Here is a 13,851-nt window from a genome sequence, read left to right as displayed (position 1 = left end):
GCCGACATACATCACGAACAGGGCCTAAAGTTTATCCTGCTGCCTGCAGGGAATCGGTGTAGCCGTATTCAGCCTTTTCGGTTGCCCAGATTGGATCGAAAAGCGCTCTCACTTGGCTGCCATAATCGTCCATTTCATCTTTGATCTTGGTTCGAACGTCCTCTGCCCCGTCATGCGTTCCATACGCCCCGCATTTGCGACATACGTCTCTGAAAACGTGCGGATTATCGATGATCATGCAGGGCGTCAAAAGATTCTCAGAGTAAGGTTGCAGGGAACGGATATACTTGAAGAAATCGCTGTTCAGGACTTCGACCAGAGTCTTATTATAGATCTTTTCTACAGCTACGTGTGTGAAAACGCAAGGTTCAACATCGCCTTTGGGCGTAATATGCAGGTAGCGCCTGCCTCCTGCAATGCATCCCCCCACGTAAGGGGCGTCATTCCAGAAGTCGGCTATGAATATGGGAAACTCTTCCCGAAGAGCCCGATCACGATGCCGGAGATATTCTCGCTGCTCCGGAGTGGGCATGAGTGAGACATCAGGGTCTTTGCCAACCGGCATGAACAGAAAGAACCACGCCACCATAACTCCCTTGTTGTACAAATGTTCGAAGAACTCCGAACTTGTAATCTCCTCAACATTGTTCCTGGTAACAGTGAGAGAAGTGCCGAAAGGCACTCCCCTTTCCTTGAGCATGTCCATTGCAGCCATGACCCTTTGGTAGGTTCCTTTACCACGCCTGGCGTCGGTCGCCTCCTCGAAACCCTCAAGACTGATCACTGCCCCGGCGTTTCCCAAGTCGTGAAGCTCGTCGGCCACGGAGTCATTAATGAGCGTCCCGTTGGTGTAAAACATGAAATACATGTCGTTGTACTTGCGTATCAGTTCAAACAGGTCCTGTCTACGCGTGAGAGGCTCTCCTCCGCTAAACACTATAAAAAGGGTTCCCATGTCCCGTGCTTCGGCCAGGAGGCGGTCAAGAAGCTCATTCGATAGTCCTTTTTCACGCACATATCGCCCCGAATAGCAGCCCACACAGTTGAGGTTGCACTGCATGGTGGGACTGATGAGAAGCGTAAAAGGGGGATCGAAACCGTGCTTAGCCTCAAAATCTCGGCGAATCGCAGAGCTGCGTAAAAGTCCGTTTACAAACAGGGTTCGGCCGACCGCCTGTAAGCAATGAGGCGAAAGTTCTGTCATCACACGCCTGAACATTCGTGAAGCCTGGCTGTCATCGCCTTCTCGGAGACTGTCCATGACGGCTCGAATGGCTGCATTCGCCTCTTCACCTTCCACAACTCGTGACGCCAGCAGTGTCAGTTTCATGAACGTGTCAGCGGAAACGTGAGGCAGTAGCTGGAGCATAGTATGTGCAGCCTGCTCTCTTGTCATCCTCTTTACTCGGTTCATGAATTCCATGGGAATCCCCCTTTTCTCAGGACGGCCAAAATCAGAAAGAATAACGCTTACCCCGTCTTGATCTCGATCTGTTTCGTCCCGATTTGAGGTAACGCTTTACGCGGTAGGGTAATCTTCATCACCCCATTTTTGAACACAGCGCTGATATGATCTCGGTCAGCGTCTTCCGGTAGCGATAATACACGCTGGAACGATCCGTAGGACCGTTCAATACGATAGAAGTCTCTATCTCGCTCTTCCTTGTCCTGCTTCTTCTCGCCCTTGATTTGGAGAGTGTCGCTGACCAGTTCCAAATGGACGTCCTTTTGGTCCACTCCGGGCAGTTCGACCGAAATCGTGTATTCCTTGTCCGTGGCTCCAACATCCAGAGTAGGTTTCAGCCAGTCGGTCTGGGCAATCCTCGGAAAACCCCTGCCAATCCCCAATGAAGGAAATCCGAAGCCCCGAAAAACGTCCTCGAATAGGCGATCTATCTCATAATGAAGTTGCGACATTGGATGGGAGTAATGGCTCAGGGCCTGTGAGTCTTTCCTCTTGATTGGCAATGTAGACCCCTCACGTTCTTCTTCCTTTTTGAACCAATTCCAGGGAGCAAGTTTGCTGATATCCATTGCTATGCTTCCTCCTATTTCGAGCACCTACTACTGCCGGTAGTTAGAAGTAGAGATCAAGGAGTGGCGACGAGAGCCCCGTAGACGAGGCCCCGCTGCCACCCGCCACGCCGGACGATATACCTCCTTACTTCTTCCTGCGAGGGACAATTGGGACCCTTTTTCGGTCGCACGTACTATGATTTGCAGGACTCAATTGGAAATTGACCCCCGTTCTCTTCGTAATGTCCGAGGAGTCCGTGACCCGGCAGCAGTGGAATCAATTCCGGTTCCTGCACCATGTGACCAATTCTTCACAGGTCTGGATTGCGCCCGGCAACTTCACATCATGAAAAGACCCCCCTCCGTGCATCCCGGTTTTGTGACCGGTCTGTAGCTATGCTTGCTTCACCTCAATTTTGACTGACTTCCTCTTGGCTCCCTCAGCCTTGGGAATTCTGAGATCCAGTACCCCATTCTTGTACTGGGCTTCGATCTTGTCTTCCAGTACTTCGCAGGGGAGTTGGAAAGACCTGGAGAAGCTACCGTATGACCGCTCAACTCTATGGAAGTCCTCTCGTGTTTCCTCTCTTTCATCTTTCTTCTCACCTTTGATGGTCAAGAGATTTCCCGTAAGGTTGATGTCCACTTCTTTCGGATCAACTCCAGGAAGCTCAGCCTTTATGACGAACTCGTTGTCATTCTCCAAGACGTCGAGAGCCGGAGCGAACTGTCTCGTCGTGGAGCGCCCAGGCCAAGGCATGTCGCCAAAGAAGCGGTCAAAGAGGTTGTCCATCTCTCTCCAGAGGTCAACAGCAGACCGTTCTGGAGCCATCCCCGCATCGCGTTGTCTCCAAGGAATGAGGTCGAACATCCGCGTAAACCTCCTGTGGATAGATTGAGCCGATGATACTCGGCACGTGTGAAACCTGATCATTTGATCAACAAACTGACTAACCATCGAAAAATGGATGTCAAGTGGGGTAAAAAACTTTTTATTGGTTGCTATGTCAATGGGATACTCTCGGGGCGCTCCGTTCTCCCAATCTTTCCCCTGGACTTAGCCGAGTGGTCATGCCCCGGATCATGGCCAGAAAGTGGATCACGGATCATGACAGCGCGTTCATGATCAGTTGTACCTCGATCCATCATCCTTTCCTGCTGGTTTTGGACTTCTTTGGCGAGATCCAGACGTCCCAGAGTAAGATACAAAGCCGAAATTCCCCCCAAAAGGTACTTGGTTATGTACTCGTAAGTGGCCAAAACCAGCTCCACAAGCTTGTCCTTATCCTCGGGGCTGGCGTCGTGGCAAATCTCCACAAGTTTGTTTATGGTTTCAGGAAGGAAAAGGGTCACGTCATGAAGCTCAAGCAGTTTCTTGAGTTGGTCAATGGTCAGGTTTTGCCACGATTCCCCAAAATACGTTTCATGCTTGATCATCACCTGTAACACTTCCAGAAGCCTCTGTTCTCCGTTGAGATAATTCTCTACAAGTTTCGCCTTGCGGTCTCCAGGCTCCAGTTGGATGAGCGCTTCCTTGTCCAGAGAATTTAGTTTCTCTCGGCCTTTGATGCCTTTGTGTTCAAGCCACTTGTCCTGGGAAGCCAGGTAAAGCGCTTTCAGAAGCGTGTCACTCGACCTGCATTCCAGATCGGGGTCCTTCAGGATCTCTTGTCTGTAACGATCCAATTGGCTCTTTCGGTCCCCAGCCCACGAACCCTGTTTTTCGTACAAATCAATCGCGTCATTGAAGAATTCCCTCAGCAGCTTTTCGCCAAGTTTTAAGCAGACTTCCAGGAATTCCTTGTGAGTTCCCGCCTCTTGTCCTTTCCGCAAAATCTGCCTGATCTCTGCCATTCGCAATGGCGAGGTCTTTTGACCTGATCGCTTATACTTGCCATCTCCACCAGCGGATTCTGCAACTGTCTGAATGTTCCCGGAAAGCGTCCCGTTATTGTCCATGTTGCGCTTCATGCCTTCCTCCTCCATAAGCGAGCGCATTCTCATCTTGAAAATCGAAGACTTGTGGCAGGCCACGACTGTCAGAAGCCAGCTTCAAACCCCGTGTCCGTCATGCCGAAGTCATGGCTTCAAGAACTCTAACGAATCCTCTCAGAGCGCCGATCCAGCACGCGATGGTGAGTCCCGGCAGGCAGAACAAGAGAGATGCCGAAACGGACGCCGATTAATCACCTTCATCTTGATCTTTCCCTTACCGCTGCACTCGTCGTCTCCGAGTCCTGCATGACCTCGACGCCATTCCAATGCTCGGGTGCCTTGAAACCCTGAGGCCTATAGCGTTCTCGTTTCTTCGGTCCGGCAAGAAATTGGATGTTCATGGAGTTCCAGATGTCAAGTAGTCATTCATGGGGTTCCCGACAAGAATCTTTGCGGGCAAGGACGCACCCGTGACCCGAACAATGGCGACCTGTCGAGTATGCCTTCCCAGTACTGTGGCTCTGGATCGCTAATTCAAAAGAGCGTTTTCTGCAGGTGCTTGAAGTGCTGCTCGCAACTTCCTGAGAGCACGTTGCTCAAGCTGGCGTGCCCTTTCACGCGTGATCGAAAAATGTCTCCCAATTTGCGCGAGTGTCCAGGGCGACTCCTCAAGATATCTTTTCCTTATCACGAATTTCTCCCGCAGATCCAATTGATTAATCGCATTGAAAATCTTTAGACTCGCGTCAGAGTTCATTTGCTCCGCGGCCAGCACTTCTTCAGGATTGGGCCTTGGGTCGGGGACCACATCCATGAAAGTGAGTTCCCCATTGTCAGCCAAGGGTGCATGAAGCGAAAGGTCGGCAGCATTCAACCTGGCCTCCATCTCGATCACTTCGTCTTCTTTCACGTCCAGATCTTCCGCGAGCTCCCTCAGAGCCTGGTCGTTGAGAATCGACTCGTTCTGACCCTTGAGACGCTTCAGATGGTAGAACAGCCTTCGCTGGGTCTGGGTAGTCCCAAGCTTGACGAGTCTCCAGCACCTGATGATGAAATTTTGGATATAGGCTTTGACCCACCAGATGGCAAAAGTAGCCAGTCGGTACCCTTTGAAGGGATCGAACCGTTTTACGGCTTTTATCAAACCGATGACCCCCTCATGAACAAGATCCAGCATGGGCAGGTGGTATTGGCGGTAGCGAAGAGCTACTCGGACAACGAAGGGCAAATGGCAGATCACGAGTTGTTGGGCAGTCTTCGGATCGCCTGTTTCGTGGTATCGCACCGCAAGCTCATATTCACGTTCGCGGGTTAATGGCTTGATTTTCCTACACTCACTGAGAAAGCGTGTGAAATCGTCCTCGACGGCAGGATAATTCATCGAATCCTCCTGTGAATTTTCAGAAGACCAAGTCATGAAAATGACTCTTGGCCTGTGCTTCTGACTCCTTTCGTGGTTCAGAGGGGAGACGGAAATTGACCCCGCTCCGCCTTTCTTCTTCTAAATTTTTTCTGTCCACTCTTGATCCAAAAAGTTCCAGAGATCTTGACAACGTAATCGTCTTCAGGAGTGATACGAATTAGACACATAACATCAGTATCTTATAAATACAGTCTTTGTTTAACGTGAAATACAGTTCATAACATTACGTCATCAATTAGCAATACATCAGTTGTTTGCGAGATGGCTCGCGAGGACATTTCTGCTGTTGGGACAATTCCTTGGGCGGAACTCACGCGGCGTTCGCAGGGGCAGAGAATCCGTGACACCTCCGTTTGAGGCAAACTCACAGCCGAGGAAGACATGTGTTCATGGCAGGTGACGCACGTACTTTTGTCGGAACTTTCCGTAAAGCTCTTTGTCGTTCACTTCCTAAAAGGAGGGCGACATGGAAGCGATGGGAGCATATAGGAGCCCGGTGGCAGATCAGAGAGGCTGCAAATTGCAGTCAGAACTCGCCGAGGCTCTGTGGATGCATATTCTGCAACACAAGTGGTTCCTTTCCGAAAAGCTCGGGAGAGACGTGGGAATAAAAGTAGCTTGTCTCGACTATATCGAGAATATTGATTCCATCTTAACAGAGCTGAAAGGGACGGAAAGAGACCGTCTCCTCAAGGAACTAGGGGCGTGGCTTGGCGAAGGATTCAATGGCATGCTCAAGGAGCACAGCAGCCTTGACTCTATCCGGGATACCTTTGGTCGCTACCTTAGCCCAGAGGTCGTTGACGAGATCCTGAAAGCTCCAGCGGGTGTAGAGCTAAGGGGTGAGCTGAGAGAGATAACCATTCTCGTGTCGGACATTCGTGAGTTCACACGCACAACCGAATTGTTGGGACCGAGAAAGGTGTTGGAAACGCTCAACCGTTACCTGGCGGAAATGACGGATATTATAATGAAACATGGAGGCATGATCGACGAATTCACCGGTGATGGAATCCTCGTATTCTTTGGAGCGCCCACCTTTGTCCCGGACCACTGCATGCGGGCCGTGGCCTGTGCTTTGGAGATGCAGAAAGCCATGGAGGGACTAAACAGAAGCAATCTGCAACTTGGCCTCCCGGAACTTCAAATGGGGATCGGGGTGAGCACTGGTCAGCTAATTGTCGGCGACATAGGCTCGGAGAAACGCAAGAAATACGGAGCGGTGGGAAGCCCCATAAACTTGGCCTTTAGGATTCAGTCAGAGGCCAAGGACGGGGAGGTGCTCGTGCCCCAAGCAGTCGTTCATAATCTCAGCGGCGAGTTTTTAGTGAAGGAGGCAAGGGAGTGTGTTCTCAAGGGTATTGAGCGACCGGTCATCCTATATCGTGTGGAGGGACTTAGAAGCAAAGCCTGATTGGATAGTAGCGAATGAGGAGTATTACGGCCTCGCTTCGAGAAATCTTTTTTCCGATGATCTGTTGTCCTTTTCGCCGAGTCAATTCTGGTTTGATAAAATCCACCACAGCTTTCGCCCGGCAGTAGGACAGGTTGAGGCCAGATCATAAGAAAGCACGCGTTCACGATGATTATCCGAGTGGAAACCAAGATATATTCTTTTCTCGATTGCGCTTATCCCCGGCTTGGCCAGGGTATTTCTTGGAGCAAGCCCTTTGATCCCTTCAGTTCCGCATCCGCTTCAAGTCTCAGATCTGAAGCTCGATTTCTCTCCCCCCATCGATTGACATGCCGATTTCTACTCCGATATCCACTACTGTGCCCAAGGGAAACTGCCTCAAGCTCGGCAAATCTACCTCGGCGTCATAACACGTCAAGGATGGGATCGCCCGTCTGTAAGTATTTGATTGTTTTTGTAGCTCTTTGTTGCAGGCACAAATGCGAAATCGTCTCTTCTCATGATCATAGCAGAGAAAACTATGACGTCTTATGCTCCGATCCTGACAGCGTCAGCTAGGATACCGCAAAAAGAAGACCGCAGATTTAGTACTGCGATACTTCAAGGGCAGAGCTGTCCATTGCTCTGGTGTTCAGCGAATCAAAGAGCGTGCGCGAGGATGTCCAGGAAATCTTCCCTCAGCATATCCGAACGCTCTTCCAATAACTCCAGAGACCAGTTCTTCCGGAGAAAGGGGATCACATTCTTGTCGCTGGCCGCTTCTCGCAGCTGGTTCAGCGCTCGCCACACGGACTCCGCACCCTGGATATGCGTCCCTCCTACCAGAGCCTTGGCCAATAGCAGCGTCATGTCTTCTCCACCACACATGGACGCGAGACCATCATCGGTGAGCTTGCCTTCAATGGCCAAAGAAGCCGAGAGCTTTCTACCCACCAGCTCCAAAGCACGCTCCTGCATGGTTCCCGCGTAGTGCAAATAGTGAATCCGTACAGGCTCCTCCTGTCCGATACGCCAGGATCTGCGGGAGGCCTGCCTCAGCGTGAAAACGGAATATCCGGTCTGATAGAAGATGATAGTGGGGAAGTCGAGCAGATCCAAGCCGGTCTGGACGAGTATCGGATTCCCGATCACCACCTGTACATCGTCTCTCACCTTCTGCCGCAGCCACTCCTCACGCTGTTCCGGCTTAACCGATGACCTGATGATCTCGGCACAGATGCCCCGGCGGGCGAGAATCTCTTTGAGACGACCCGTCACGTCCTTTGTGTTGGTGTACGTGCAGTACACGAAACACCGCCGGTTGCGAGAGATCTCTCCCTGAACTATCCTCAGAAGCTCTCGCTCTTTCGGGTACGTGCGATCCCAAGCCAAGTGAGCAGGCTCTGCAATGACGTTTCCATTCGCAGGATCGACCACGGGCTCATTGTGAAAAGGTCGGTCGGTATAGCAGAGCAGGGTATTGAGATACGCGCCGAGGAGCCGCCGAGATCCTTGGACCAGGAGTCGTTTCATCTCAGAGCCTATCCTGTGCTCAAGGTCCTTGTAGGCAACGGACAGGTCGTCTTCCATAGCAACCGGAACCACTTCTTCCTTGAGGCTCGGCAGATCCACGGCAATGTCCTGCAAATGGAGAAACACCGTGGAGCCCATCAAATGATTCGAGAAGATTGCAGGGCTCACGCCGGGCTTCTCCCGCGTAACCGTCGCTCCCTTGCGGCCCTTGGAGCAGATGTTGTCATCACCGGGATAGTAGCGGGTGACCTTTTCGAGCACTCCGTAACGATTGACGAAGTTCATGCGGTTGCCGTAGGAGAATCCGTCCGCGTTCATCGCCCGTGGGCTCATCCGGTACTGGAGATGAAACATGTGACTGGCGTACCCTCCCAATAGGGTTCCCGTAAGCGCTATGGTCTTCTTGCAAGCACTCGCCAGAGTCCCGAAGGCATTGCCCTGAGCAGTGTCTCCCCCCTTCATCTCATGGACTTCATCACAGATGAAGAAATCGAAATACCCCTTCAAGTGTCGCTTGACGTAATCCGCAATGGAGAATCGGCGGAACCGGGTATTGTCCGCCTGCCACAGTGCAGCTCCACATGTACCGCAACGAGCCTTCCGATGCTGTAGAGCTTCAACACTCACCTCCACTCCGTCTCGATCCACCACGGTCGCTCCGCAATCGGGGCACACCGGAATCCCGCGACGGAGATTGAAAGCGGGCCGCCACGCATAGGACAGTTTTGCCCGCTCTTTACTCACCACGTAGTAGCGCAGGCCCGTGTGCGGTTCACGAGGATCAATGGCCTGCACAGCGGACAGACTCGTGATGATGTCGGCCTCAGCGCCCGGCACGGTTTCTCTCACCTCTCGCACCCACTTGCGCGTGAGATGGCCGGGGCACATGACCAAGACACGCGGAGGATGACCGTTCTCCATGATGTACGGCACAGCGGCTCCGATGAGCGTCTTGCCCACACCCATTTCTCCGATGCACATCACGTGATTGTGCGTGCGTAACGTTTCGACAGCCCCTTGGATCGCATCGGCTTGCGCTTGAAAGGGCTTCCGTTTGAGCTGATGCATACGTGGGTGCCACGAGTCCCCAGGTTTGAAAAGCGGCTCGGCCTCGGTTTGTGTCTTCTGAGCCAGAGCCCCTCCAAACTGATGCAAGTATCCGTTCACGTCGTTAATTGATTCCAGCATACGCTCCTCCTCTGTTATCGAGACGGATTCGTCCTGTCCGTACTCCTTTCGATACGATTTCATCCACACTTGACTCATTTGCCGAGACCTCGATCACTTTCAGAGTTCCTTCCATCTGCCGCATAAGATCCTGTCGCTTCATTTGTTTGCAGATCCATGCGCTCCACTCGGGAAGTAGCGGAGAAGCCAAGTGGGTAAGAACTTGGCTATAGACAACCTTGGATACATCCTCGTGTTGAGGGATGACCACGAGATAGGCCCCGGACTCGTCACTCACGAAGAACCTGGTGTCCGCCACCAGTTGATGCACAGCGCCGCCGGGAAGCCTCGTGGACAAGACTCGGAAATGGGTTGCAGGGTGCCCGTCCAGCTGGATTTCCGAATTGTCTGCACCCCTGATGCTCACGGTTTGGCCCCCGATAATCGCGGATGATAGGGCCTTTACCGCCTGCTCGGTACCGGCCAAGGAAATGAACACCAATGAATTGTCCTCCGGGTTGTAGGCATACCGGTCCGTGTAGACCGATACCTTGATGCCTCGCCCGTACGGTTCAAAGACGATTCTGTCCAACATGATGGCGCCCCTTCAGGTCAGCTCACGGATTTCCCCGTTACGATTGAGAATCTTGATGGAGACCACGTACCGATCCAGCTCCCGCTGCTCCAACACGTCTCCCTTGTACTCCTCCACCCGGGAAACGACCTTGGTTACTTTGCCTTTCACCACATGGCGATCCGCGCCTTCACCCACCACTCCGTCGAGCTTTCCCGCCGCCAACAGCAGACCCAAGTGTCCCGAGTGCAAAGGCAGAGGCGGGCGGGGCAATTTCAACGCACTCTGAGTGGTCATTGCATAGAACCTGCGCCACAAAGGAGATTGATCCATCTGCTTCGCCAGTTCTTCAGGGTCGATTACCGTCGAGCGGAACAACTTCAAGGGTCCGGCGGGGGGAACTGAGTACTGTGCCGTGTCAGTCTCCGGCAAGGGCTTAAGCTTGCGGTTCGGAACATTCTGAAGGTTCAAAGCCAACCCCTCATCCAAGGAATTTCCCGTCTTGCGGACACCCATCACCACCACCTGCCGGAAGTCGTCGTATTCGGGATCAGGAAAACAAAAGACTTTGATATCTTCGAAACGGGATGCCAACAACCGAGCGATGCCTGCGCTGAGGCGTGTCTGGGGAATGATGTAGACGAGCACCCCACCGGGAACCAAATACGGTACCGTCATTCGGAGAAACGCCTTTTCTTGGCGCTCGGTCTTGGTGTCCGCATCCTCCTCGCACGTCGCTTCATCGTAAGGCGGGTTGAGAAAGAGAAGAGAGCAGGACTGGTGGGCGATCCGTGTCTCCTCGATTCCGCACTTCAGAACGTTCTGAATGCGATCTTGGGCTGCTCCCGCTCGATGCTCATCCAGCTCCACACCGTAGGTGACGGCATGGCTGCCGCTGGCGAGTTGTTCCAATGCGATGCCCTCGCCGCAGCACGGGTCCAAGGCGGTGAACGGCTCGCGGGGAAAAGAAAAACATTTCCTTATCTGTTCCACAACTCCCGGAGGAGTCGGGTAATAGCCCATCTTCATCCGGCCTGCTGTGCGCATGGGTATCCTCCCAATGAAAGAGCCCGATTGATCCGAAGACCAGCCGGGCTCATGATGAAACCGTGATGAATCAATCCAGTTGCAGCTTAATCGCATCTCCTTCAGCCTTGACCTGGATCTCGCCGTCGTCGTACTCGACCTCGCCGGAGTCGAACGACAGGTTGAGAGGGGACTGCTTGCGCAACTGCACGTTCTTGCCTGACACGGAAAGGGTGAGCCCGTTGCGAGATACGGCTACGCTCCCTCTTTCCATCTCCAAAGATATGTGTCTTTCGACCGTACCCGGGGCAGGCTCTTCCACGGCTGCTGCCGGTTTCGCTTTTGTGGCCATCTCGCCCTCCTACCACTCCTTACAAGGATCGGCAAAGGGACATTGCCCGCACTGCCAATCCGATTTGGGGAAGAAGATTTCCTTCCTTATGCCCTGCCACACGCTCTTCACCAGCTTGAGGAAGCGGTCCCGATCAGCGTTGGTTCGGGTTGTCTCGTACCGTATCACCTCGGGATTCTGGGTCTTCAAGAGCACGTCCAGTCGAAAGCGAGTGTCCCCGTTGAAGCCTAAGGATTGTGCTCCCAACGAATAGCACGTGAGCTGCAAGTTGGAATGGACGGTCTGGTCTGCATAGCGTTTTGATGCGGTCTTCAGATCCGCTACGGTTACGGTGCCGTCCGGGGCCTGTTCCACCACATCAATCCAACCCACCAGTGGTGGCATGCGCTTGCCGAGATCCACCTCGAAGGGTTCCTCGATCCCGACGATCTGAACTGCCGGATCGAATTCTGCGTGGAACACCTCAAGCATCCGCTTTGCCTTGGTCGTGAGACTGTCCTCACTGTCACCGTTCGAGAAACGTATCGGTCGTTCCTTGGAATGGCTTTCCCACGCCTGACGATACACGTCGTGAATCTGATCCGCGGACAGAGGATCACCTTCAAGGCAACTCTGGTAGAAGGCTCCCACGGCCTCATGGATAGCAGAGCCGAACGCAAGTGGCGCTGCGGTGAAGGGCGGCTCGATCCGGTCAATGTAGTGGAAGCGGTATTTCAAGGGACACGTGCAATACGTGTTGATCTGGCTGTAACTGAGATGAGGCTTCTCTTGCCCCTGGTCGTTCATCGTCTTCTCCTTTTTTGGCGCAGACCCGGCCGGTAGGTCAAACGGCTACGATACCGGAACAGTTTGCGGTTTCTTCTCCTCCAGTGTTTTCTTTCCTCGAATAGTTGACGAAGGAATCGTGTAAACCTGTACATACTTCTCCCCCGGAAGAGTTTGGGCACTCGCCCACCTGCGAGCGGTGATAATGGTTTCATCTGAGGAAGTTTAGGCGGCGACCTGGACCTGGGTCTGGAAGTACTGGATCAAGCGGCTGGCATCGGACAAGGTGAGGTCTTCGAAGCGGTTGGCATTCAACGGCCTGAGCACGGACTCCAAGTCCTCGTCGCACATCTTGGCCTTTTTGGAAAGGGCATACAAGGCTCTGCATTGAGCCCCCGTGGCCCGGCCTCCGTTTCCGTTGCCACCATTCTTGGGTTGAACCGGTTGCTTTGTTTCTTGTTTGTTCTCGCTCTCCTGCGGCTCAAACACGGGTTTGCCCACTTTGCTTTCATTTCCTCCCGTCGCGGGCTCAGGTTCTGCCACGACATGAGAAACCTCTTCTGCCGAGGTGTATTCGCTTCCGATGCCGCCAAACCGAAGAGCCCTCGCAATCGCCCGAGTCTCCGCCAATTCCACCAGAGCATCGGCAAGCCTCGCATCTCTTTGGGTCGACGCAGTGCCGGTACCGCTGAATTTGCCTTTGGTTGTTTCCACGGTAGCCCGAACGACCACGAAGTCGGACTCCAGCTTGACGATTTGAGTTTCGATGCTCAGGTGGTCATTGCTCTCATGTACGATTCTCAGTCGGCCACCGACCACAGGGAACACCTTGGTCTGCCATTCATTGCCAACCTTCACTCGACGGGTCACCAGTTCATAATCCAAGAAAGCGTTTGTGCTCATGTGATTCTCCTTCTTCTTGTTGTCAGCAGGAAGTTGACGACGCTTACAGCGCCCAGATCAGCACGGGGATAACCAACAAACACTCAGCTACCGTCCTGGTAATCCCCCAAATGGCGGCGGGGCCGATCAAGTGCATCACGACCATCGCTGCGGCAGCACCGAGGATCAGTTTGTCAAGTTCATTCATCATGCTGCCCTGCCTTTCTTGCTGAAGATCTTGATGATTTCCAAAATCGCCCCAGAGGCTGCTATCAATACAGCCACCAACACATCAGACCACGGTTTCTTCATTGGGTAGTTCTCCTTTCTCGTTCAGTTTCAGATCATGCCTTGCCACCGGCCTAGGCCATACGCCATAAGGCCGCCGAAGCAAGATCATCAGGCCAAGAGCGTGGTTTACGACGAAGTTCCAACACGCTAGTATCAGGATTCCGATTTGACAGACCAGCATCGATCACCTCCTGTCTTCCAGAAAAGCGGATGAACGCAGAGACGCTCGTTCACTCATTTCCCCTCCAAATAAGAACCATTTACCCATTAAATATAGATAGCGTCGCCTGTGCGGCTGTTCGTGAAGACGAGCGTCCGAGAACGAATGGAGCCGTACAGACGGACACATAAATTCATTGTACCCTTCAATGAAGCCCCCTCTATAACCCCATCAATAGAAGAAGGGGAAAGAAGAAAGAACAAAGAAGAAAGAGTAGATCAGTGGGACTGCCGGGAAGACGGCAAAATGGGACAAAAGCATGATAATCAAGCTG

The 13,851-nt window shown here is 52.9% G+C and carries 14 protein-coding genes; 1 reads left to right on the top strand and 13 read right to left on the bottom strand.

Annotation, left to right across the window (positions count from 1 at the left end; translation table 11 throughout):
- Positions 1–31 precede the first annotated feature (31 nt).
- From DESTI_RS16990 to DESTI_RS16965, 5 genes are all read right to left on the bottom strand, one after another.
- Positions 32–1,423, bottom strand: a complete 1,392-nt coding sequence (locus tag DESTI_RS16990; protein WP_014811206.1) for a radical SAM protein — start codon at positions 1,421–1,423, stop codon at positions 32–34.
- A 47-nt stretch (positions 1,424–1,470) separates the two neighbouring features.
- Positions 1,471–2,034 (bottom strand): Hsp20/alpha crystallin family protein, encoded by a 564-nt coding sequence (locus DESTI_RS16985; RefSeq protein ID WP_014811205.1) that lies wholly within the window; start codon positions 2,032–2,034, stop codon positions 1,471–1,473.
- A gap of 376 nt (positions 2,035–2,410) precedes the next feature.
- Entirely contained in the window at positions 2,411–2,887 is a 477-nt protein-coding gene (locus DESTI_RS16975; protein WP_014811204.1) for an Hsp20/alpha crystallin family protein, read from the bottom strand.
- A gap of 131 nt (positions 2,888–3,018) precedes the next feature.
- Positions 3,019–3,987 carry a hypothetical protein gene (locus DESTI_RS16970; protein ID WP_014811203.1) on the bottom strand — a complete coding sequence of 323 codons (969 nt, stop codon included), beginning with the start codon at positions 3,985–3,987 and terminating at the stop codon, positions 3,019–3,021.
- A 493-nt stretch (positions 3,988–4,480) separates the two neighbouring features.
- Positions 4,481–5,332 (bottom strand): RNA polymerase factor sigma-32, encoded by an 852-nt coding sequence (locus DESTI_RS16965; RefSeq protein WP_014811202.1) that lies wholly within the window; start codon positions 5,330–5,332, stop codon positions 4,481–4,483.
- 508 nt (positions 5,333–5,840) lie between these two features.
- On the opposite strand from DESTI_RS16965, the gene DESTI_RS16960 reads away from it, so the two are divergent.
- On the top strand, positions 5,841–6,788 hold the full coding sequence (locus DESTI_RS16960; protein WP_014811201.1) for an adenylate/guanylate cyclase domain-containing protein: 948 nt from the start codon (positions 5,841–5,843) through the stop codon (positions 6,786–6,788).
- Between the two features lie 639 nt (positions 6,789–7,427).
- On the opposite strand, the gene DESTI_RS16955 is transcribed toward DESTI_RS16960, so the two are convergent.
- The 8 genes from DESTI_RS16955 to DESTI_RS16925 all read right to left on the bottom strand — a co-directional run bounded on the left by DESTI_RS16955 (position 7,428) and on the right by DESTI_RS16925 (position 13,538).
- On the bottom strand, positions 7,428–9,488 hold the full coding sequence (locus DESTI_RS16955) for a helicase-related protein (protein ID WP_014811200.1): 2,061 nt from the start codon (positions 9,486–9,488) through the stop codon (positions 7,428–7,430).
- On the bottom strand, positions 9,472–10,062 hold the full coding sequence (locus DESTI_RS16950; protein WP_014811199.1) for a hypothetical protein: 591 nt from the start codon (positions 10,060–10,062) through the stop codon (positions 9,472–9,474). Before DESTI_RS16950 ends, DESTI_RS16955 begins: the two co-directional genes overlap by 17 nt.
- Before the next feature lie 12 nt (positions 10,063–10,074).
- Complete coding sequence (locus DESTI_RS16945) at positions 10,075–11,088, bottom strand: DUF6094 domain-containing protein (RefSeq protein ID WP_014811198.1); 1,014 nt, start codon at positions 11,086–11,088, stop codon at positions 10,075–10,077.
- 70 nt (positions 11,089–11,158) lie between these two features.
- Complete coding sequence (locus tag DESTI_RS16940; protein ID WP_014811197.1) at positions 11,159–11,419, bottom strand: hypothetical protein; 261 nt, start codon at positions 11,417–11,419, stop codon at positions 11,159–11,161.
- A 9-nt stretch (positions 11,420–11,428) separates the two neighbouring features.
- The gene (locus tag DESTI_RS16935; RefSeq protein ID WP_014811196.1) at positions 11,429–12,205 is read right to left on the bottom strand and encodes a RecB family exonuclease; all 777 of its coding nucleotides are present in this window, start codon (positions 12,203–12,205) and stop codon (positions 11,429–11,431) included.
- Between the two features lie 204 nt (positions 12,206–12,409).
- Positions 12,410–13,087 carry a hypothetical protein gene (locus tag DESTI_RS16930; RefSeq protein ID WP_014811195.1) on the bottom strand — a complete coding sequence of 226 codons (678 nt, stop codon included), beginning with the start codon at positions 13,085–13,087 and terminating at the stop codon, positions 12,410–12,412.
- A 43-nt stretch (positions 13,088–13,130) separates the two neighbouring features.
- Positions 13,131–13,277 (bottom strand): hypothetical protein, encoded by a 147-nt coding sequence (locus tag DESTI_RS30835; protein ID WP_014811194.1) that lies wholly within the window; start codon positions 13,275–13,277, stop codon positions 13,131–13,133.
- 81 nt (positions 13,278–13,358) lie between these two features.
- A complete protein-coding gene (locus DESTI_RS16925; protein WP_014811192.1) occupies positions 13,359–13,538 on the bottom strand; it encodes a hypothetical protein in 180 nt (59 codons plus the stop codon).
- Between the last annotated feature and the right edge of the window lie 313 nt (positions 13,539–13,851).

The organism is Desulfomonile tiedjei DSM 6799, from assembly GCF_000266945.1.
GTDB classification, from domain to species: domain Bacteria; phylum Desulfobacterota; class Desulfomonilia; order Desulfomonilales; family Desulfomonilaceae; genus Desulfomonile; species Desulfomonile tiedjei.
The sequence above is the reverse complement of the archived record's forward strand: the minus strand, read 5'-3'. Positions and strand labels throughout refer to the sequence as shown.